Annotated in this window: 17 protein-coding genes and 1 pseudogene; 8 read left to right on the top strand and 10 right to left on the bottom strand. The window is 39.1% G+C overall.

Annotation, left to right across the window (positions count from 1 at the left end):
* Window positions 1–113 precede the first annotated feature (113 nt).
* Entirely contained in the window at window positions 114–1,544 is a 1,431-nt protein-coding gene (hldE, locus tag DPV97_RS03150) for a bifunctional D-glycero-beta-D-manno-heptose-7-phosphate kinase/D-glycero-beta-D-manno-heptose 1-phosphate adenylyltransferase HldE (RefSeq protein ID WP_111382876.1), read from the bottom strand.
* A 97-nt stretch (window positions 1,545–1,641) separates the two neighbouring features.
* Here hldE and DPV97_RS03145 point away from each other — a divergent pair, with 97 nt between their 5' ends.
* From DPV97_RS03145 to rnb, 4 genes are all read left to right on the top strand, one after another.
* Window positions 1,642–2,577, top strand: a complete 936-nt coding sequence (locus DPV97_RS03145; protein WP_111382875.1) for a Kdo(2)-lipid IV(A) acyltransferase — start codon at window positions 1,642–1,644, stop codon at window positions 2,575–2,577.
* Window positions 2,578–2,820: 243 nt separating this feature from the next.
* On the top strand, window positions 2,821–3,576 hold the full coding sequence (locus tag DPV97_RS03140) for a Nif3-like dinuclear metal center hexameric protein (protein ID WP_111382873.1): 756 nt from the start codon (window positions 2,821–2,823) through the stop codon (window positions 3,574–3,576).
* Window positions 3,577–3,661: 85 nt separating this feature from the next.
* Entirely contained in the window at window positions 3,662–4,450 is a 789-nt protein-coding gene (locus DPV97_RS03135) for an enoyl-ACP reductase FabI (protein ID WP_111382872.1), read from the top strand.
* A 66-nt stretch (window positions 4,451–4,516) separates the two neighbouring features.
* Window positions 4,517–6,496: an exoribonuclease II gene (gene rnb / locus DPV97_RS03130; RefSeq protein ID WP_111382870.1), complete on the top strand. Its 1,980-nt coding sequence runs from the start codon at window positions 4,517–4,519 to the stop codon at window positions 6,494–6,496.
* 211 nt (window positions 6,497–6,707) lie between these two features.
* Here rnb and DPV97_RS03125 read toward each other — a convergent pair whose 3' ends face one another.
* The 3 genes from DPV97_RS03125 to malQ are packed head-to-tail and all read right to left on the bottom strand — an operon-like array spanning window position 6,708 to window position 12,957.
* Complete coding sequence (locus DPV97_RS03125) at window positions 6,708–8,372, bottom strand: PTS transporter subunit IIBC (RefSeq protein WP_111382869.1); 1,665 nt, start codon at window positions 8,370–8,372, stop codon at window positions 6,708–6,710.
* A 10-nt stretch (window positions 8,373–8,382) separates the two neighbouring features.
* The gene (locus tag DPV97_RS03120) at window positions 8,383–9,174 is read right to left on the bottom strand and encodes an endonuclease/exonuclease/phosphatase family protein (protein ID WP_070713714.1); all 792 of its coding nucleotides are present in this window, start codon (window positions 9,172–9,174) and stop codon (window positions 8,383–8,385) included.
* 9 nt (window positions 9,175–9,183) lie between these two features.
* A complete protein-coding gene (malQ, locus tag DPV97_RS03115) occupies window positions 9,184–12,957 on the bottom strand; it encodes a 4-alpha-glucanotransferase (protein WP_083313288.1) in 3,774 nt (1,257 codons plus the stop codon).
* Window positions 12,958–13,152: 195 nt separating this feature from the next.
* On the opposite strand from malQ, the gene DPV97_RS03110 reads away from it, so the two are divergent.
* Complete coding sequence (locus tag DPV97_RS03110) at window positions 13,153–13,866, top strand: UTRA domain-containing protein (protein WP_070713710.1); 714 nt, start codon at window positions 13,153–13,155, stop codon at window positions 13,864–13,866.
* A gap of 81 nt (window positions 13,867–13,947) precedes the next feature.
* Here the strand turns inward: DPV97_RS03110 and tehA are convergent, their stop codons facing one another.
* Complete coding sequence (gene tehA / locus DPV97_RS03105; protein WP_070713706.1) at window positions 13,948–14,892, bottom strand: dicarboxylate transporter/tellurite-resistance protein TehA; 945 nt, start codon at window positions 14,890–14,892, stop codon at window positions 13,948–13,950.
* Between the two features lie 157 nt (window positions 14,893–15,049).
* A complete protein-coding gene (gene serS, locus DPV97_RS03100; RefSeq protein ID WP_070713704.1) occupies window positions 15,050–16,339 on the bottom strand; it encodes a serine--tRNA ligase in 1,290 nt (429 codons plus the stop codon).
* A 238-nt stretch (window positions 16,340–16,577) separates the two neighbouring features.
* Here serS and DPV97_RS03090 point away from each other — a divergent pair, with 238 nt between their 5' ends.
* A complete protein-coding gene (locus tag DPV97_RS03090) occupies window positions 16,578–16,796 on the top strand; it encodes an HP1242/YdcH family protein (RefSeq protein ID WP_005695756.1) in 219 nt (72 codons plus the stop codon).
* 51 nt (window positions 16,797–16,847) lie between these two features.
* Here DPV97_RS03090 and DPV97_RS03085 read toward each other — a convergent pair.
* Window positions 16,848–17,000: pseudogene (locus DPV97_RS03085) on the bottom strand (DMT family transporter); the annotation flags it as partial.
* A gap of 50 nt (window positions 17,001–17,050) precedes the next feature.
* Window positions 17,051–17,851 (bottom strand): HI_1241 family integral membrane domain, encoded by an 801-nt coding sequence (locus DPV97_RS03080; RefSeq protein WP_070713694.1) that lies wholly within the window; start codon window positions 17,849–17,851, stop codon window positions 17,051–17,053.
* 133 nt (window positions 17,852–17,984) lie between these two features.
* Between DPV97_RS03080 and DPV97_RS03075 the strand changes: the two genes are divergently transcribed.
* Window positions 17,985–18,647, top strand: coding sequence for a trimeric intracellular cation channel family protein (locus DPV97_RS03075; protein ID WP_070713693.1), 663 nt, complete (start codon window positions 17,985–17,987; stop codon window positions 18,645–18,647).
* Window positions 18,648–18,662: 15 nt separating this feature from the next.
* A complete protein-coding gene (proA, locus tag DPV97_RS03070; protein WP_070713689.1) occupies window positions 18,663–19,916 on the top strand; it encodes a glutamate-5-semialdehyde dehydrogenase in 1,254 nt (417 codons plus the stop codon).
* Between the two features lie 66 nt (window positions 19,917–19,982).
* On the opposite strand, the gene DPV97_RS03065 is transcribed toward proA, so the two are convergent.
* Together DPV97_RS03065 and dnaX are read right to left on the bottom strand one after the other, a co-directional pair.
* Window positions 19,983–20,831, bottom strand: coding sequence for a DUF808 domain-containing protein (locus tag DPV97_RS03065; protein WP_070713686.1), 849 nt, complete (start codon window positions 20,829–20,831; stop codon window positions 19,983–19,985).
* 40 nt (window positions 20,832–20,871) lie between these two features.
* Window positions 20,872–23,019 (bottom strand): DNA polymerase III subunit gamma/tau, encoded by a 2,148-nt coding sequence (gene dnaX / locus DPV97_RS03060; protein WP_070713683.1) that lies wholly within the window; start codon window positions 23,017–23,019, stop codon window positions 20,872–20,874.
* Window positions 23,020–23,023 lie beyond the last annotated feature (4 nt).

The following is a 23,023-nucleotide window of genomic DNA, read 5'->3' as shown; positions in this document are numbered from 1 at the left end:
TAGTGTTATTAATACATCATTCGCCGATCTCTAACTCAGCGATGACAAGGAGCCTGAATTTTAACGATTGAGCAGGATAAAGGCAAGCTTTATTCTACTCATTCCTTAATAAATTAATCTTTCAGCGCTTTAATTTTTTCAATTACGTTTGTAGTTGAACAGCCATTTTCGAAATTCAATACGAGAACATCACCGCCGTTCGCCCATACTTCTTTACTGCCAGCAATCTCTTCTGGTTTGTAATCGCCACCTTTTACCAATAAATCCGGTAAAATATCGCCGATTAAACGTTGTGGTGTATCTTCATCAAAAGAGACCACCCAATCCACTGAAGCTAAACCAGCCAATACTGCCATACGTGCATTCAGATTGTTAATTGGACGATTTTCACCTTTTAAGCGTTTGACTGAATCATCCGTATTCACGGCAACAATTAAACGATCGCCAAGTTTGCGAGCATTTTCTAAATAAGACACATGGCCAGGGTGAAGAATATCAAAACAACCGTTTGTCATCACAATTTTCTCACCGCGCGCTTTAGCATGAGCTACTGCAGTTTTTAATTGGCTTTCTGACATAATACCGAAACCTGTTTCAGAACGGCCATGGATTGCATTCTCTAATTCCACAGTAGAAACGGTTGATGTTCCCAATTTACCGACCACAATACCTGCCGCCACATTGGCTAAGTAGCAAGATTCTTCAAAAGAACGACCATCTGCAAGTGCGGTTGCTAATACACTGATTACGGTATCGCCTGCCCCCGTTACATCAAACACTTCTTTTGCAAGCGTTGGTAAATGGAATGGTTCTTGATTTGGACGAAGTAATGTCATGCCTTTTTCAGAGCGCGTCACTAAAAGTGCGGTCAATTCTATGTCTGAAATTAATTTTAAACCTTTCTCAATGATTTCTTCTTCAGAACTGCATTTACCTACCACCACTTCAAACTCTGACATATTTGGTGTCAGTAAAGTCGCACCACGATAACGCTCAAAATCCGTGCCTTTTGGATCGATCAACACGGGCACGTTCGCTTTGCGTGCAATTTGGATCATCTTTTGCACATCTTTTAACGTGCCTTTACCGTAATCCGAAAGCACTAACGCACCGAAATTTTTCACTTCAACTTCTAATTTCGCTAGCAACTCTTGGCATTCTACGTTTTGGAAATCTTCTTCGAAATCCAAACGAAGTAACTGTTGATGGCGGGATAAAATACGTAATTTCGTAATAGTTGGGTGAGAATCCAATGCCACAAAATTACAATCAATTTTTTGATGCTGTAATAAATTCGTTAAGGCAGAACCTGTTTCATCCTGACCAATTAAGCCCAAAATTTGTACGGGTACATTAAGAGAAGCAATATTCATCGCCACGTTTGCTGCACCACCTGCGCGTTCTTCGTTATTTTGTACGCGAACCACAGGAACCGGTGCTTCTGGCGAAATACGATTAGTTGCACCAAACCAGTAACGGTCAAGCATGACATCGCCTAACACTAATACTTTCGCTTGATTAAAATTGGCAGAATATTGAGCCATTTTGAAATCTCTCTGTTGGAATAATAAAAATTTGGTGCAATTTTACCACAACTCAAATTTGCGATAAACTACACGCCGAACTAACCAGAAAAGAATTATGAAAAACGAAAAACTCCCTCAATTTCAACCTCACTTTCTTGCACCTAAATACTGGGGCTTTTGGCTTGGTGTGGCGATTTGGCGAAGCCTTTTGTTACTTCCCTATCCAATTTTACGTCACATCGGCAACGGCTTAGGCTGGCTTTTCTCAAAACTAAAAGTGGGAAAACGTCGTGCAGCGATTGCTCGCCGAAATCTTGAGCTCTGCTTCCCAGAAATGCCCGAGCAAGAACGTGAAGCCATTTTGCAAGAAAACTTGCGTGCTGTTGGTATGGCGATTATTGAAACCGGCATGGCGTGGTTTTGGTCTGATGCGCGCATTAAAAAATGGTCAAAAATTGAAGGCTTAAATTATTTAAAAGAAAATGCTCAAGACGGCATTATCTTTGTGGGTGTTCATTTCCTCACTCTTGAGTTAGGCGCCCGTATTGTGGGCTTACATCATCCTGGAATAGGTGTTTATCGTCCAAATGACAATCCTGTACTGGACTGGTTACAAATTAAAGGTCGCTTACGTTCAAATAAAGATATGCTGAACCGAAAAGATCTACGTGGAATGTTCAAAGCTTTACGCAAAGGTGAAACCATTTGGTATGCCCCTGATCATGATTACGGCAGAAAAAATGCCGTATTTGTACCGTTCTTTGCTGTACAAGAAGCGGCAACCACGATGGGGAGTTACTATCTACTTAAATCCGCACCAAATTGTAAAGTCGTGCCTTTTGCCCCATTGCGTAATAAAGATGGTTCAGGCTATACGGTCAGTATTTCTCCTCCAGTGGATTTTTCTGATCTTTCAGATGAAACGGCGATCGCTACAAGAATGAATAAAGTCGTGGAAAAAGAAATCTTAAAAGGTGTGGAACAATACATGTGGCTACATCGCCGATTTAAAACCCGTCCAACTGAAGATGAGCCGAGTTTATACTCATAAGTGCGGTTGATTTTTCATCTGTTTTTGAATGCTAAAACGACATATCGAAAAATAAGGAAAGTTTTCCTTATTTTTTTCTTGATCTTTATATAATTAAATATATAATGAGTCTCGTTTTAGATAGTAAACTTGTGTTATGACAAACACACTACTGGCTAGTGCATTCCCCCCACTCCTTTTGCACTAGCCATTTTTTTTGAAATCTCTTACCATATCTCACCTTTTTCTTTTTTCTTAGAAATCATGAACAATCTAGAACTTGAACGTTTACTAAACGAAAAACTTAGCACAGACAGAATTAACGATTACGCGCCTAACGGTTTGCAAGTAGAAGGCAAAGCGGAGATCAAAAAGATCATTACGGGTGTCACCGCAAGCCAAGCACTAATTGATTATGCTGTTGCAAAACAAGCTGATGCGGTACTTGTCCACCACGGCTATTTTTGGAAAAGTGAAAACCCTTGTATTCGTGGCATGAAAGGCAAACGTATCAAAACCCTGCTTGTGAATGACGTTAATTTATACGGCTACCACTTGCCTCTGGATGTTCACCCAGAATTAGGCAACAATGCAAAACTTGCTCAGTTATTAGGGATTGGCGATCTTCAACCTTTAGAAAATAGCACAACCAGCATTCCTGTTTGGGGAACATTAAAAGATCCCATTACCGCTGAAGAATTTGCACAACGTATTGAACAAGTGCTTCAACGCAAACCGTTAATTTGCATCGAAAATGGACCGCACTTAATCCGTAAAATTGGCATTTGTACCGGTGGCGGACAAGGCTATATTGATTTAGCTGCAGCACAAGGTTGTGATGCCTTTATTACCGGTGAGGTTTCGGAGCAAACAATTCACTCTGCTCGTGAGCAAGGTATTCATTTCTTTGCGGCGGGTCATCATGCGACTGAACGCTATGGTATCAAAGCATTAGGTGAATGGTTGGCAACGGAATATGGTCTGGATGTAGAATTTAAAGATATTGATAATCCGGCCTAACTGGTACAACGTGTGATTAATTGCCGAAAGCACACAAAACAAGTATAATCTTGTCGATTTTTTTAACTCAAACATAGGAAAAAATATGGGTTTCTTAACTGGTAAACGTATTTTAGTGGCAGGTCTTGCAAGCAACCGTTCTATTGCTTACGGGATCGCAAAAGCAATGAAAGAACAAGGCGCTGAACTTGCTTTCACTTATTTAAACGATAAATTACAACCACGCGTAGAAGAATTTGCAAAAGAATTTGGTTCTGACATCGTATTACCTTTAGACGTAGCGACCGATGAAAGCATCCAAAACTGCTTTGCTGAATTAAGCAAACGTTGGGAAAAATTTGATGGTTTCGTACACGCTATCGCATTCGCACCAGGCGATCAATTAGATGGTGATTACGTAAACGCAGCAACTCGTGAAGGCTACCGTATTGCTCACGACATCAGTGCATTCAGTTTCGTTGCAATGGCACAAGCGGCACGTCCTTACTTAAATCCAAATGCAGCGTTATTAACCCTTTCTTACTTAGGTGCTGAGCGCGCAATTCCTAACTACAACGTCATGTGTTTAGCGAAGGCGTCTCTTGAAGCGGCAACTCGCGTGATGGCAGCTGATTTAGGTAAAGAAGGTATTCGTGTGAATGCGATTTCTGCGGGTCCAATCCGTACCTTAGCAGCATCAGGTATTAAAAACTTCAAGAAAATGCTTTCTGCATTTGAGAAAACCGCAGCATTACGCCGCACTGTCACTATCGAAGATGTGGGCAACTCAGCAGCATTCTTATGTTCTGATTTAGCATCAGGTATTACCGGTGAAATCGTTCACGTAGATGCAGGTTTTAGCATCACTGCAATGGGCGAATTAGGCGAAGAATAATTTTTCGTACAATCTATTTTTAGGCAGGCTTTTCAGTCTGCCTTTTCTCTTTTTTTAAATATAACTATGTTTCAAGATAATCCTTTACTCGCACAGCTTAAACAACAAATCCACGACAGCAAAGAGCATGTAGAAGGTGTGGTAAAAAGCACAGATAAAGCCTATGGTTTTTTAGAGTGCGATAAGAAAACCTATTTCATCGCGCCGCCTTCAATGAAAAAGGTGATGCACGGCGACAAAATCAAGGCCACCATTGAAAAGCAAGGCGACAAAGAACAAGCCGAGCCGGAATCCTTAATTGAGCCAATGTTGACACGTTTCATTGCAAAAGTGCGGTTCAATAAAGACAAGAAATTGCAAGTTTTGGTGGAGCATCCAAGTATCAACCAACCGATTGGCGCACAACAAGCTAAATCCGTCAAAGAAGAATTACAAGAGGGCGATTGGGTGGTTGCTAATTTAAAAACGCACCCATTACGTGATGATCGCTTTTTCTATGCCACTATTAATCAGTTTATTTGCCGAGCTGACGATGAATTTGCCCCTTGGTGGGTAACATTGGCACGTCATGAGCAATCTCGTCATCCTGTGCAAGGTGCAGAAAGTTATGAAATGTTAGATCAACAAACTCGCGAAGATCTGACCGCACTTCATTTTGTCACTATTGACTCTGAAAGCACGCAGGATATGGACGATGCTCTTTACATTGAACCTATCGAACAAAATGGTACGCAAACCGGCTGGCGATTAGTCGTTGCGATTGCAGATCCTACGGCTTACATTGCATTAGATTCACAAATTGAAAAAGATGCGAAACAGCGTTGTTTTACCAATTATTTGCCAGGCTTTAACATCCCAATGTTGCCTCGTGAATTATCTGATGAATTATGTTCATTAATGGCAAATGAAACTCGCCCTGCATTAGTGTGTTACATTGAAACGGATCTTGCGGGCAACATCACAGCTAAACCGTATTTTGTTTCGGCTTATGTTCAATCTAAAGCGAAATTGGCTTACAACAAAGTGTCGGATTATTTAGAACAGGCAGATAACGCATGGCAGCCCGAAACATCAGAAATTGCACAACAAATTGATTGGTTACATCAATTTACTAAAGCACGTATTCAATGGCGTAAAACGCATTCTCTTTTATTTAAAGAGAAACCAGATTACTCCTTTATTCTCGCTGAAAATGGCAAAGTGAAAGAAATTAAAGCGGAATATCGTCGTATTGCAAATCAAATCGTGGAAGAATCCATGATTATCGCCAATATCTGTGCTGCACAATTCTTAGCCGAACAAGCACAAACCGGTATTTTTAATACACACTCTGGATTTGATAAAAAATTCTTAGAAAACTCGCATAATTTCTTAATGGCAAATTTAGCTAATGAAGAAAATCAAGCCGAGCTTGCAGATCGTTATTCGGTAGAAAATTTAGCAACCTTAAAGGGTTATTGCCAAATGCGCCACGATATTGAACCGATAGAAGGCGACTATTTAGAATTCCGTTTGCGTCGTTATTTAACTTTCGCCGAATTTAAATCGGAATTAGCACCGCACTTTGGTCTTGGTTTAGAAGGGTATGCGACATGGACATCACCAATTCGTAAATATTCTGATATGGTGAACCATCGTTTAATTAAAGCAGTATTGACACAACAAGCTTGTAATAAGCCACAAGATGAGGTGCTTGCCCGTTTACAAGAGGCTCGTCGCCAAAATCGCTTAGTAGAACGTGATATTGCAGATTGGTTATATTGCCGTTATCTTATCGATAAAGTTGCATCAAATGCCGAATTTGATGCAGAAGTGCAAGATGTGATGCGTGGTGGTTTACGTGTTCAATTATTAGAAAATGGGGCATCCATGTTCGTACCAGCTTCTACATTGCATCCGAATAAAGATGAAATGCAAGTGAATGCTGATGAATTAGCTCTGTATATTCAAGGGGAACGCCGTTACAAAATCGGGGATTTAGTGAAAGTGAAACTTACTGAAGTGAAAGAAGCAACTCGCAGTATTGTCGGTCAGCTAATCATTTAATGACCACTTCCCTTCTAATACTACAAATACCGCTCGTTACATAATGGGCGGTATTTTTTTATAGCACCGAAATTGTGACAATATTTTGTACGTTGATAGTATCAAATAAAAGGATTCTTGAGATAGATTAAAGATGAACAATATCAAGATGAGATATTTAGAGGATATCCCCGCCTTGAAGAGCGGGAATAAAATTAGCATTTAGGTTGAATTACATTTTAGGAATTTCAATACCAGATGAAAGCACGTCTTGAATATCAGATTTTAAGACATCTGCTTTCGGCCCATAAATCGCTTGAATACCAGAACCTTTTACAATAAAGCCCATTGCGCCCGCTTGTTTCCAGCTTGCTTCATCACCGACTAAATCTGGATTATGTACGGTAATACGTAAACGTGTCATACAAGCATCAACATCTGCGATGTTATTACGTCCGCCAAGTAAGTTGATGATTTGAATAACTTGCGTGCTAGCATCCGCAACTTTGGGCTCATTGCTAGAAGCTTCATCTGAACCTTTCGCATCATAGTTACCATTACGGCCTGCTGTCGCGAGATTAAATTTCTTAATCATAAAGTTAGCGATAAAGAACATAGCCACTGCAAAGAGGATAGATACCCAAATAAAGTTGATCACATCCATACCGATACCGGCTTTAATCGCCATTGGTGTACGTGTTAAGAACTCAATGTTACCGAATGAATGCACACGTAAGTCAACAATATCTGCCATGGCGAAAGCACAACCTTGTACTAACGCATAAACAATATAAAGCGGTAAGGCGACAAACATAAACATGTATTCAATTGGTTCAGTCACACCAGTTAAGAACACCGCAAGTGCAGAAGAAAGGAAAATACCTTTATAGAGTTTTTTCTTGTCTTCATCCACATTGATATACATTGCGAGAGTCAAACCCATTAAGATACCGGTTGAACCTATCATTTGTCCTACTTTAAAGCGAGCAGGTGTCACGGTTGAAAGTAGCTCGTTATATTGGGTTACATTACCCGCGTCTTTAAGGTTAATTAAGTCAGAAATCCATGCAAGCCATAGTGGGTCTTGACCAAATACTTGTTTACCTTGTTGTACACCTGTTAAGAATTCATAAGTACCGCCTAATGAAGTATAGTTCATTGGGATAGTCAACATGTGGTGTAAGCCAAATGGAAGTAATAGACGCTCTAAGGTACCATAGATAAATGGTGCTAAAATTGGCGCTGAGTTTTGTGAGTTAGCAATCCATTGACCGAAATGATTAATTCCTGTCTGAACTAAAGGCCAGAATAGTGATAGGAAGATCGCCACTAATACAGAACGATAAATAACAACGAAAGGAACGAAGCGTTTACCATTAAAGAATGTCAGTACTTCAGGTAATTTACGGAAATTGTAGTAACAGTTAAAAGTTGTTGCACCCACAAAACCAGCGATAATACCAACGAATACACCCATATTTAACGCAGGTTGCCCAAGCACATTCACAAAGTAATTCGCCACAGGAATTTCACCGGCCAATACTGTACTTACATGTGCATTTGGATCCGCTAGCATTTCAAGTTTCACACCGAAAAAGTTACCGGTAATTAAGTTAATTAAAATGAAAGCAAGACCCGCTGCAAATGCGCCACCTGCACGCTCATTTGCCCAGCTACCACCAATTGCTAAAGCAAATAATAAATGAAGGTTACCAATAATCCCCCAACCAATTTGGGCGATAATGTTTCCGACAAGCGCTAGCCATTTCGCATCGCTAATCAAAGGCAGTGAGTTACCAATACTCACCATTAAACCAGCGGCTGGCATCACAGCAATCACAACCATTAGGCACTTACCGAATTTTTGCCAAAATTCAAAACTGAGCATTTTTTTCATATTGATTCTCCTACAAGATGAGAGCTACTTCTACGCCAAAATGGTCGGAAACAATCGGTTTATTTTTACCATTAAAAATAACCTGACTGGATAAAACCCTCTTTGCTTGGTTTAAAAAAATATAATCTAATCGCTTTTCTTCACTATGGCCTTTCCAACCGTCAATCGCTTTCTCCACAGTGATACCGCTATCCTTTTTCTCTGCCATTTCAAATGTATCGAATAAGCCTAAGGATTTAATCTGCTGGTAAGCTTGCTGATCGCTTATTGCATCAGTATTGAAATCCCCCATCAGGATTTTAAGATTCGCACTTTGACTTCGCTCTACAATATAACGAATATTATCAAGTTGGTTTTCACCATCACAATTTGGCAAATTGATATGGCAAGAATAACATTCAATTAACTGGGCTTGATATTCTACCGTCAAGCCAATGATTTTACGCGAGAGAATCGAGTCAAGACGTTTATGTTGGCTACAATAAAACGCATCAACATCATAAACGGGCAAACGCGTTAAAAACGCAATGCCCTCATCATATTTATCGTAACCAATATGCGAATTGCTCCAAAAAAGCGAGTATTTCTGTGCAACGCGTTGATTGATTTTATTTAACAGAATGACACCATAGTTATCTTGCTTTAACGTTGGCGAAATAGCAGGAGACGACATCAATTGATTAACCTCTTGTAAGGCAATGATGTCATAACCCTTTTCCACAATAGTCTCAGCAAGAATCTCTATTTTTTCCGCTTGGTTAGCTTCTAACCAAGCGTGTACATTCAGGGTAAGTAGTTTCATTGCTTCCCCTTAGCCCTCACAATGCCAAATGTCTGCATTATATTGAGCGATCGTGCGGTCAGATGAGAAGAAGCCCGCTTTTGCGATATTGTGAACGACTTTCTCATTCCAACTATCTTGATCTTCATAATCGGCTAAGATTTGTTCTTTCGCTTCAACATAAGCATTAAAATCAATTAACGTCATAAACCAGTCTTTATTTAATAACTCGTTATAAAGACGTTCTAAACGTGTTTTATTCCCTAATTTCACTACGGCTGGATTAAGAATAAAATCAACCGCTCTTTTAATCTCTTTGTCGTTTTCATAATATTCTTTTGAAACATAACCTGCTGTTTCATAAAGTTTAATAATACTTTCTGAATCTTTACCGAATGTATAGATATTTTCAGCACCGGCTAATTCTGCAATTTCAACATTAGCGCCGTCCATTGTGCCTAAGGTTAATGCACCATTCAGCATAAATTTCATATTACCTGTACCGGAAGCTTCTTTAGAGGCAAGTGAAATTTGTTCTGAAATATCAGTTGCAGGAATCAGTTTTTCCGCCACGCTCACATTATAGTTTTCCACTAAATGGACGTTTAAATACTTATTCACTTCAGGATCATTATTGATTAACTCAGATAAACAAAGAATTAAGTGAATAATATCCTGTGCAATGATATAAGCAGGTGCCGCTTTTCCGCCGAAAATCACGGTAATTTTACGTTTTGGTAATTTACCTGCTTTAATTTCTAAATATTTATGAATCACGTAAAGCGCATTCATTTGTTGGCGTTTATATTCATGGAAACGCTTAATTTGCGTATCAATGATTGAATTTTCATCTAAGTCAATACCTTTATTTTCTTTAAGGTATGCTTTTAATGCCAATTTGTTTTCAAACTTAATTTTCGCTAATTGTTGATGAACTTTTTTATCATCTTTAAAGGCTAACAATTTTTCTAATTTTGTTGCATCATGCAAATACTCATCGCCAATCAATTCTTTAATATAAGCCGCTAATGGTTGGTTAGAAAATTCTAACCAACGGCGGAAGGTAATACCGTTTGTCTTATTATTGAATTTTTCAGGATATAACGCATAGAACGCTTTAAGCTCTGAATTTTTCAAAATCTCTGTATGTAATGCCGCCACACCATTCACAGAATTTGAAAAGTGGATGTCCATATGCGCCATATGCACACGTTTTTGTTTATCAATAATTTGTACGGCTGGATCTTGATATTCCGCACGCACTAATTCATCTAATTTTTTAATGATCACCACTAAATGCGGCACCACTTCATCTAGATAATCTAACGGCCATTTTTCTAGCGCTTCAGCCAAAATCGTATGGTTGGTATAGCCCACCATATTACGTACAATTTCAACAGCTTCTGCAAACTTAATTTTATGTTTTTCCGTTAATAAGCGAATTAATTCAGGAATCACCATTGAAGGGTGAGTATCATTGATCTGTACATACGCATAATCAGCTAAATCATGTAAATTACTTCCGCGCGCAATCGCTTCATCAATTAATAATTGTGCAGCATTTGATACCATGAAGTATTGTTGATAAATACGTAGCAATTCACCGTTTTTATCTGAATCATCTGGATAAAGGAATAAAGTTAGATTTTCTTCAATCGCAGTTTTATCAAACTCAATACCTTTTTTAATCAGTTTAGGATTCACTGATTTAATATCAAATAAATTGAGATAGTTTTTCGTGTCTTTCTTATAACCTAGAATATCAATACGATCTAGTTTAGAGGTTAACGTAAATTTCTTAAATGGCACCTCATAGCTAATATCTGTTGGAATTAACCAAGAGTTATCCTCAATCCAATCATTAGGCTCGGCATGTTGTTCATTCTTTTTAAAGACTTGTTTAAATAAGCCATAATGATAATTTAAACCTACCCCCTCAGCATTTAAGCCAAGCGTAGACATAGAATCAATAAAACAAGAAGCCAAACGACCTAACCCACCATTTCCTAAAGACGGTTCTGGCTCAATATCTTCAATATGGCTTAATGATTTACCCGCACTTGCTAATTCTGTTTTGATATCTTGATACACACCAAGGTTAATCAGGTTATTAGAAAGTAATTTACCAATTAAAAACTCAGCTGAGATATAGTAAACCTTACGTTTACCCGTGTTTTTAGGTTTATCTGCAGAAAGTGCTTTTACGTAATTTAATAATTGAATATAAGTTTCTTTATCACTTAATTGCTCAAGCGACTTATTTGTTTCATTTTTTACAAATGTACTAAATTTAATCATTGGGTTTTCCTGATTAGCACGTTGATATAACGTGGTCATTTTTGCTAAAAAGTCTTTTTTATCTTGTGTTAAATCTGATTGTTGCATTCTCCATTGCCAGTTTCCACCAATTGTTGAAGGAACATTCATTCTTGAACTAGCAGGCAAATCTAAAACATCTTGCATTGTGGCAATCGCTGTATTGCTGACCGTTGCAAAGAGCTGACGAATCATCGTCTGGCAAATCGATTCATCCTTACTACGATGCGTATAATCATTAATATATTGTTGCTGTTGTTCGGTAAGTCCGTTATACCAACCATTAGTCACATCGTTATCATGTGTACCGGTATAAACAATGGAATGCGGGATGCAATAATGCGGGCTATCTAAGCTTTTTCCGCTGACATCTTCAAAACCAAATTGTAGGATCTTCATACCTGGGTAATTACAATCTGCAAGCAATTTTCTGGCTTTATCATCAATATTACCTAAATCTTCGGCAATAATTGGTAAGTCACCCAATTGCTCTTTAACGGCTTTGAATAAATCATAGCCTGGACCTGGTTGCCAACTACCATATTTGGCAATATCGGCTTTTCCATCCACTTGCCAATAATCGGAAAAACCTTTGAAATGGTCGATGCGAAGTACATCATAAATTTTGAAGCTTTCTTCAATACGATGAATCCACCACGCATAGCCTTGTTTTTTATGCTCTTCCCAATCGTAAAGCGGGTTGCCCCAAAGCTGCCCTGTTGCACTGAATTGATCGGCTGGAACCCCCGCAACAAAAAGCGGGTTACGTTCTTTATCTAATTGGAAGAGTTCTGGTTTTGTCCAAACTTCTACGCTATCTGCCGCCACATAAATCGGCATATCACCGATGATCTTAATGCCCCTTTGATTAGCGTAATCTTTTAACTCACTCCATTGTTTGAAGAAGAAATATTGCGTTACTTTAAAGTACTGAATTTGATCCGCTAACATGGTGCGATATTTTTCTAATGTTTTTGGATCACGTGCTACCGCTTTTTTATCATCCCATTTCTGCAATGCTTGATTGCCGAAATGCTCTTTAATTGCCATAAACTCAGCAAAATCGTCTAGCCACAAGCGGTTGTTTTTCTCAAAATTCTTGAAATCTGCTTGGAATGCTTGATTCGCTAAAAAATTTTTCACGGCTGTTTCTAAAATCGGACGGCGTGCGTAAAAGATACGTTCATAATCCACGCTAGTTGGATCATCACCAAAATTGACTGAAGCATAATCAGATTCTTTCAACAAGCACATTTGGATTAGTAAATCAAAATCAATAAGGTGAGTATTACCTGCAATTGCAGAGAAAGATTGATAAGGTGAATCACCATAACTGGTGGTAGTAAGTGGAAGAATTTGCCAATAAGTTTGTTTAGTTTCAACTAAAAAATCGACAAAATCATAAGCCGATTGCCCAAAGCTACCAATCCCGAATGCATTTGGTAACGAGGTAATGTGCATAAGAACACCACTTGAACGAGTAAGCATAATATTTCCTCTAGGAAGTTATCATTTTGGCTCATTCTAACCTAACCGTATTTTTATGCAACAACTTATACGTAAAAGTTTAAAGCATTTTCGAAAAAGAGTGACTAATATCACATTTTATACGTATAACATTTATGATTTTATGATATGCTATGACGACACCTATGGAATCAACGGTCGATAAAAGGATTAAAAATGAGCAAGTACAAGCAGGTCTATAACGAGATAAAAACCCAAATTAACAGTGGTAATTTAGCGCCATTGCAAGAACTTCCGAGTGAAAATGAACTCATGCAAAGCTACGGTTTTTCCAAAGATACTATTCGAAAAGCGCTTTCTCTACTTGAAATTGATGGCTATATTCAAAAGCAACAAGGTCGAAATTCGATTGTTTTAGAGCATGACTTATCTAAGCCACAAATGCTTTCTGAAATTAAAACCGTTAACGAATTAAACAGTGCCTCAACACACCAAGTAAAAACGATATTAACCAGCTTATATATTGTGCAAGGCGAAGAAGAATTGATGGATATCTTTAATGTCAATGATCAGATCGATTTCTACCGCATTGCTCGTCTCCGTGAAATTGATGGTGAAGCGGTTGAGCATGAAGTGTCTTATTTTGATCGCCGCATCGTGCCTTTTATTAGCCGAGAAATCGCTGAGCATTCTATTTATCACTATTTAGAAAACGAATTAAAATTAAGAATTAGCCACTCACAACGAAAAATTGTCTTTCGTTATGCAAATGAAGAAGAAAAAAATGCAATCGATCTTGGTGAATATGACATGGTTGTGAATGTGACGAGTACTACTTATTTGGCTGATGGGCGACCATTTCAATATGGGAGTATTAGTTATCGACCAGATAAGATTGCATTTACATCAACAGCAAAACGGCATGTCTAGTTTTTTTGTAAATGATAAGTTGTGATTAAAAATTCATAAAAAGAGCGGTCAATTTTGATCTGACCGCACTTTCTATTTAAGCTACTTTAACCAAAATTGTCCTTTTAAGAGCTTTCCTAGCGTCATCAGTACTAACCCACCAATCATCAAGTTAGCAAAGATAAACGCACCGTTTGCCAACCCGCTAAGTACGTGATGATGAACAAAAGAAACGGCCCCATTCGCTAAAGAAGCTAATCCGAATGAAAAAGCCCAGAAGCCAATATTTAGCCCTTTTTCACTAATCCAAGGGAAAAGTCGAATTAAAAAGAACATTTGTAAAAAGCCGTATCCCCATAAGAGCTTAACGAAAAGATCGATCTCTCCCCCATTAAGCGATAAATACGCCGAGGATCCCACGAATGCTGGGGCGAGAATGATTCCCATGGTTGGACGAAATTGTGGTTCAATTTGCAACACGCGTAAACGTTGGAATAACACCGGTTCATAAATAATCCAAGCAATCATCCCTGCACCTAAGAACAAATAGCCTAAATCTTGATAGCCTAGTAAGGCTAATGATGAGGCACTTGTAAAGTTAGTCGCCACTGAGGGCAAATAAAACGGTGGCAATGTCGATTTTTCCTCAAATGTGCCATCTTTCCATAACGCACTAATACGAACTGAAGAAAACAATAATTGCCCAATTGTCCCGCTCCAAATTAATCCCTCACCAATGAGAGGAAACCAACGATACAGAATATCTCCGCTTAACATAGTTGTAATCGGTATTAAGGCAAGAAAAGAAAAACGTATCGGACAGCAATATTCATCGCGTACTTCGTGAGAGAAATAAATCATTTTATAAATATAAAGCAAGACGAAAAGTGCCCATACTGAAACAGACGTTACGCCAATAATATCACTCACATTCCGAGAAAAAGAGAGCGTATCGCCCATATGCAGCCAAGCTAAAGACAAGGCACCTAAACCTAATGGAATCGCAAAATACCCTGTTGGTAATGGAAATGGTCGTTTATCAGTCATTATTATTCTCCTAAAAATTGATACCTTATAAGATTACCTCTAAACGCATGAGTATTGATGTGGATTTATCTCAAAGACTAGAATAAAAATCTCATTTCTCTAAATGAAAGAAAGGGCTAATAAAAATTAGCCCTAAATTGAATTAATATATTTTTGATTATTTGCCGATCACTTCTAATCCGCCCATGTAAGGACGTAATACTTCTGGCACCGTAATTGAACCGTCTGCATTTTGGTAGTTTTCAAGCACGGCCACTAATGTACGACCTACTGCCAAACCAGAGCCATTCAATGTATGCACTAAGCGAGTTTTCTTATCCCCTTTCGCTTTGCAACGAGCTTGCATACGACGAGCTTGGAAATCCCACATGTTAGAGCAAGAAGAAATCTCACGGTAAGTATCTTGTGCAGGCACCCACACTTCTAAGTCGTAAGTTTTGCAAGAACCAAAACCCATATCACCAGTACAAAGTAATACTTTACGATATGGTAAATTTAAAAGTTGTAATACTTTTTCTGCATGGCCTGTTAATTCTTCAAGTGCTTCCATAGATTTATCAGGATCTACGATTTGTACCATTTCCACTTTATCGAATTGGTGCATACGAATTAAACCACGAGTATCACGACCATAAGATCCCGCTTCAGAACGGAAACATGGTGTATGTGCGGTCATTTTGATTGGCAAATCTGCTTCATCAACAATCACATCACGGACAAGGTTAGTCACTGGCACTTCTGCTGTCGGGATTAATGCGTAAGGTTGTTCACCTTCTAGCGCTAAAGTATGGAATAGATCTTCACCGAATTTTGGTAATTGACCTGTTCCATAAAGGGTTGCATGGTTGACTAAATAAGGTACATAAGCTTCTAAATAACCATGTTGTTCGGTATGAAGATCTAGCATAAATTGTGCTAATGCACGGTGCATTTTAGCAATTTGGCCTTTCATAACCGCAAAGCGCGCACCGGCTAATTTAGCCCCTGCTGCAAAATCTAAGCCATTGGCATCTTCACCTAGTGACACGTGATCTTTGATCTCAAAATCAAATGTACGCGGTGTACCCCAACGTAAAATTTCTTTATTTTCAGTATCATCTTTACCTAATGGCACTTCATCTGCTGGGATGTTTGGAATGCTTAACGCAATTTGATTGATTTCAGCTAACACGGCATCAAGTTGAGTTTTCGCTTCGTTAAGCTGTTCGCCCATGTTATCTACTTCAGCCAATAATGGTGCAATGTCTTCACCACGTGCTTTTGCCGCACCAATAGCTTTAGAACGCGCGTTACGTTCTGCTTGTAATGTTTCTGTTTTTACTTGTAAATCTTTGCGTTGTTCTTCTAATGCGGTAAGTTTTTCCGTATCAAGAATAAAGTTACGTTTTACTTTTAATTTTTCTGCTACTTCAGCCAGATTATTACGGAGTAAATTTGGATCGATCATTGGAATTCCCTATTTTTCATTATGAAACAGATACCTTTATTCTAGCGTGCTTTGAGCAAATAAACCAGTTAAAACCCTGATTTTTCTTTTATTAATCTCTTCAAAAACATCTAATTTTATGACCGCACTTTGCCATGATTTAATTTTGTGATCTCTATCAAATTCTGAGAATGAGACACTAGAAACAGCAAAAAAAAGTTCTATAATGAAAATGAACATTAACCAAGAGGAGTAACCTATGTTTCCTGAATTTCGCGATTTAATCACTAATCTTAAAAACAAAGATGCTTATTTTGATCGCTTGTTTGAAAAACACAATGTGTTAGACCAAGAGATCAAAAATAAGATTGATAACATAGAACTCGCTACTCATACGGAAATTGAGAACTTGAAAAAAGAAAAATTACGGATTAAAGACGAGCTCTATCAATACTTGAAAAAGAAAGCAGCTGAGTAATTGGTTTAATCTGAAAGCAAAGTGCGGTGAAATTTACCGCACTTTTTTGTTTTAAGTAGTTTTGCTTTTTTGAGAGCCAAGATAAATCGCGACTAATGTCAGCACTGCACCCGCCCATTGCCAATGATTAATGGGCTTATCCAAACCAAAATAATCAATCACGAGCGCCACCACCGGTTCAGAAAGAAGCAATAAACCGAATAGCACGCAGCCCACGACTAACATCGGGGCGGCGTAAGATTTTACTTTATCCATTAAATAAACATCGCCCAGACTGGCAAGCTACTAGCCATAAAGAATAAAATGAGTAGGCTGTTATAGCTGAGTTTCCATTTATTTACACTGTGTAAGAGCAATACACCCGCTATCACTAAGTGAAGCAGAAAATAAATGCCGTATGCGAAAACGTTCGAAAAAACGACCGCACTTGTGCCTTGATAAATAATAAAAATCAGTACTGCCAACGCATTAAGCGCAAGCAGTAAAATCATCAATAACGGCAGTAATGCTATAAAACCTTGTAAACGATTACGAGAAACGGACAAACATAAATTCGCTAACAATACGCCCATTAAAGCTTGTGCAAGTGGGTTATATTGCATGAAATTCGGTGTTGGATTGCCGAAGAAAATCATCAAATAGGCAATGACACCCAATCCACTCACCAAAGATGCCATTAAGAGAAAACCATGGCGAGCTGATTCATCTTTAGGTTGTTTCCATACTGCATATACGGCAGATAATCCGCATAAGCTAACAATATCAGTCATCACGTAATGATGTGGTGAGGCTAAGCTCATTCCAAGCCAAACTAACCAATAAAGTACAAAACAGACATTTGCTTTGATTAAACGTCCGCGTTGTCCTGGACAAATTTCACCTTTAATAAAGGCTACCAAACAAAGTAGCTGAGCAATCAGCACACCAAAGGCTAAATGAGGAATCAGTTTTTCAGCAGATTGCAAAGACTCTGCAAAAAATTCAATAATTAATAGCAACCCAATTGGCAAGAGAGCAAGAAATGCGGCTAAGGGTTTGGATTGTTCTTCTGACATAAGATTCTCGATTAGAAAAAGAAGGCGTCATTATGCCAAAATTTACAGCTTTTTTTAATGGCTTTCGTGCATTTTGACTCATTCCCTTTTAAAATAAGCAAAATTATAACCGCACTTTAGGAACCACAAAAAAATGCTATTAAGCGTACTTTACATTATTGGAATAACTGCCGAAGGAATTACCGGTGCATTAGCCGCTGGACGAGAAAAAATGGATATTTTTGGGGTAATTATTATTGCCTGTGTGACGGCGATTGGTGGCGGTTCGGTACGCGATGTATTACTTGGACACTACCCGCTTGGCTGGGTTAAACATCCTGAATATTTCATTATGGTGGCTGGTGCAGCGGTATTAACGGTTTTTATCGCACCTTTCATCAAACATTTCATGCGCTACTTCCGCACAATTTTCTTGGTATTAGATGCCTTAGGATTAATCGTGTATTCCATTATCGGTGCGCAGATTGCCATTGATATGGGTTATGGTTTTACTGTGACATCCATTGCTGCAACCGTGACAGGTGCATTTGGTGGTGTGTTGCGTGATTTACTCTGTAACCGCATTCCCCTTGTATTCCAAAAAGAACTTTACGCCAGCGTGTCATTCTTCTCTGCCGCTATGTATATGGCATTACAACACCTTCAAGTAGAACACACGCTTTCAATTTTACTCACGTTATTCAGTGGTTTTGCATTACGCTTACTTGCAGTTCGATTTGGTTGGGGATTACCCGTTTTCGATTTCCAAGAGCAAGATGAGGAAACAAATGATAAATTACCGAAGAAAACGAAATAATTAAAAGGAATAATTATGTTAGAACAAATGGGCAAACAGGCTAAAGATGCAGCCTTTATTTTAGCGCAGTTAAACACCACTGAAAAAAATCATGCGCTCAGTATTATTGCAGAGCAATTAGAACAACAAGCGGAGCGTATTCTAGCCGCGAACCAAAAAGATATTGAAATCGCGAAACAAAACGGCTTATCTGAAGCCTTAATTGACCGCCTCTTATTAACCGAAGATCGCCTAAAAGGCATTGCGAACGATGTACGCCATGTGATTTCTCTCGCCGATCCAGTGGGGAAAATCATTGATGGGGGCTCCTTAGATAGCGGATTAAAAATCGAACGCGTTCGTACACCGCTTGGCGTAATTGGTACCATTTACGAAGCACGTCCCAATGTCACCATTGATGTGGCGAGTCTTTGCTTAAAAACCGGTAATGCCGTGATTTTACGTGGTGGAAAAGAAACACAACATTCCAACCAAATTTTAGTGGAAGTGGTACAAAATGCCCTTGAACAAGCGGGATTACCACGCCATGCAGTCCAAGCTATTACCGATCCGAATCGTGAACTTGTGATGCAACTGCTTAAATTGGATCGCTACGTGGATATGATTATTCCTCGTGGGGGCGCCGGTTTACATGAGCTTTGTAAACAACATTCTACTATTCCGGTGATTGTCGGTGGTGTGGGTGTTTGCCATCTTTTTGTGGAAGAAAGTGCTGACCAAGAAAAAGCCCTTGCGGTGATTGCCAATGCAAAATGCCAACGTCCAAGCACATGTAATACGTTGGAAACGCTTTTAGTTCAACGCTCGATTGCAGAAACCTTCCTACCAAAACTCGCGAAATATTTAGCCGAGAAAAAAGTAAAATTCCATGCAAAATCGACCGCACTTTCGATTCTTCAAGCTGCAAATGTCGATGTGCAAGAAGTGACCGAACAAGCACTACGTCAAGAATGGGGCTCACTCGATCTCAATGTCGTGGTGGTTGAAGATATGGATGAGGCAATTGCTCACATTCGTGAATATGGCACACAACATTCAGAAAGTATCTTAACGGAAAACCAACGATTAGCGACACAGTTTATTAATCAAGTAGATGCGGCAGCTGTGTATGTTAATGCAAGTACCCGATTTACCGATGGCGGGCAATTTGGTTTAGGTGCTGAAGTGGCGGTAAGTACTCAAAAACTTCATGCTCGCGGCCCAATGGGATTAGAAGCCTTAACCAGTTATAAATGGATTTGTGTCGGCGATTACACTTCTCGTAAATAGTCTGTTCCATCCATAAAAAAACCGCACCTTGAAACAATCAAAGTGCGGTTATTTTTTATCTCGTTTTTAGTGTTTACCGAATAATTTCATCGCCGGTAATACAATCATACAAGCAATCGCCCCAACAATCACACCAACAACTAACGTTGCCACATTACCTAATAAGCCATCTGCTAATTGATAATCAGCGAGCAAATGATGAATGAAATCCACATTATGCACAAAAATACCGCCACCGACTAAGAACATCGCAAGTGTACCGATAAAACTAAGTGAACGCATAAATTTTGGCATAATCACTAAAATTGCATTTCCGATTGACTTCGCCACACCACCTTTTTTGATAAGGTATAAACCGAAATCATCCGCTCTAACAATCAATGCGACTAAGCCATAAACAAAAATAGTAATTCCGATACCGACTATCGAAAGGGAAATGATGCGAGTCAGCAAGCTCGCTTCGGTTAATTCGCCCAATGCAATGATAATAATTTCAGCGGAAAGAATAAAATCGGTACGAATTGCCCCTTTAATTTTAGCGGCTTCATTAAAGGTTGTTTTTTCTTCATGCTCTTCATGAGCAATAAATTTATGTAGAATTTTCTCTACACCTTCAAAACACAAATACGCCCCACCAATCATCAGAAGCGGCACGATCAACCAAGGTAAAAACGCAGAAAGCAGTAAAGCAATTGGAATTAAAATGATTTTATTGACTAACGATCCTTTGGTGACAGCCCAAACAATGGGTAATTCACGATCGGAAGATGCCCCTGTTACCTGATTAGCATTTAAGGCTAAGTCATCGCCTACCACGCCAACGGTTTTCTTAGCTGCCATTTTGGTCATCAAGGCGACATCATCAAGAATCGATGCAATGTCATCAATAAGAGTAAAAAGAGAGCTAAACGCCATATTCTTTCCTTTATAAAGTTAAAATTTAGAGAAATGAGTTTTAAACTGGTCGAATGCTTTCGACATCCAACTTCGCATCAAACTCTTTTTGCAATAAAAGCAGTTTTTTATCTTGCTGTAAATCCGTACGTGCCTGTTCACGCAAGTCTTGATAAACCTTTTTACGATAATCCATCGGTGTTAAAACATCGGAATCTTCAACAAAAATCGACAATTTGACTGGTTTTTCATATAAACGTTCAAGATGATCCACTAAATTTTTAATATTTCGATCTTGTTTTAAATGGGCTTTTTCAGAATGAAGCCCAAGTTGAATTTCATCTTCTGTTTGCGACTTGATGAAACAATTTAATGCTAACTCTTTTGAAAAACCAATCACGCCAGAGCGTTCAACGATATCCGTCCAAGGATCTTGTTTTTGCGTAATTTGAATAATTTTCTCACGCAATTCTGGTGTCACATCTTTTAAAATCGCCTGTTTAATATCAGAAGGTCGCACACCGCTATCCACTTTAGCTAAATCCGGATTACTCCACTCCCAACGGTAAGTTTCCGCATCCAGAATTTCCTGCTCTTCCGCGTCCATTTCAGCATTGTCATCAATGGTATTTTCAACCGTCTCAACACTTTGCTTTAACGCTTCTGCTTGTTGAGTCATTGGATTTGACACCGCTACTTTTTTCGTTTGCGTCGCTTTTGGTGGGGTCATTTCTCGCACAGGAAGTGCGGTCATTTTTGGTGAATTTTTTTGCTCATCCAACTCTTGGAGATGATGTAAGGTTTCTTCTACGGCGGCTTGCTGTTCATCATGATGATGTTGGCGCTCTGATTGCTCAATTTTCGTCAATTGATTCAATGCTTCCAGCGCAGCAAGGCTGGCTAAATTCAATGAAGATGTGGTTTGCGTGGAAACAGGTTGAGAAGGTGAAGAATGCGCAACTGCTGATTGGGCCATCGGCTTTTGCGCTTGTGCAGAATAATTTGCTTTGATGTTTTGCGACAGCACTGGCATATCCACATAACCAGAAACAGGCTGATTTTCAACCGCACTTTTCTGTGTATTTTGTTCAGGGGATAGCCCACCTTGTTTAGGCGTTTGTGCTGCCGTAAGGAACTTTGGGTGGAATGCCAATGCCCTCAATAATGTCATTTCTGCACCAATTCGACGATTAGGTGCGGAGGCTAATTCTTTTCGACCCGATACAATCACTTGATAGAAAAATTGTACGTCTTCCGGTGAAATATGTTTAGCCAGAAAACCGAGATGATCGTTTTCGTCCGTAGCATTTTTAGCGAGTAACTGCATTAATGCAATTTGATGTAATTTCTCTGCCGTTTCTGCCAGTAATTCATCCCAATCGCCCGCTTTTTCTGCCACCGTTTGGATGGTTTTCATTAAACGCTCACCGTTACCTTGATGTAAAGCGTAAATGATTTCAATCGGCTGATCTTCATCTAACAGCCCAAGCATGGTATTCACCACATCGGTAGAAACCTTACCGTTGCCCATGGCAATGGCTTGATCCGTTAAACTTAAGCTATCGCGAATACTACCTTGTGCAGCTTTGGCTAATTTATCTAGTGCTGGCGCATCAAAATGAATATTTTCGGCAGTAAGCACGCGATTAAGATGTGCTGAAATTTGCGGTTCATCTAATGCTTTGAGATGAAATTGCATACAACGGGATAAAATCGTAATCGGTAATTTTTGAGGATCCGTTGTCGCGAGTAAGAATTTCACATATTCAGGCGGTTCTTCCAAGGTTTTTAACAACGCATTGAAAGAATGGCGGGAAAGCATATGCACTTCATCGATAAGATAGACTTTATAACGCCCCACGACCGGCTTATATTGCACATTGTCTAATAGCTCACGCGTATCTTCTACTTTCGTACGAGAAGCCGCATCGATTTCAATTAAATCGATAAAGTTGCCCGCTTCGATCGCTTTGCAGTTTTCACATTCACCGCAAGGATCGGCTGTAATACCATTTACGCAGTTCAAGCCTTTCGCAAATAAACGAGCAATGGAGGTTTTACCTACGCCACGAGTACCGGAAAATAAATAAGCATGATGTAAACGGTTTTCTTTTAAACCGTTTTCTAAAGCAGTGAGCACATGGCTTTGCCCCACTACTTCAGAAAAGTTTTTTGGTCGCCATTTTCTGGCTAAAACTTGGTAGCTCATCGCA

It is taken from the genome of Haemophilus parainfluenzae, assembly GCF_003253005.1.
Taxonomy (GTDB): domain Bacteria; phylum Pseudomonadota; class Gammaproteobacteria; order Enterobacterales; family Pasteurellaceae; genus Haemophilus_D; species Haemophilus_D parainfluenzae_M.
This window is presented reverse-complemented; position numbering and strand designations above follow the sequence as displayed.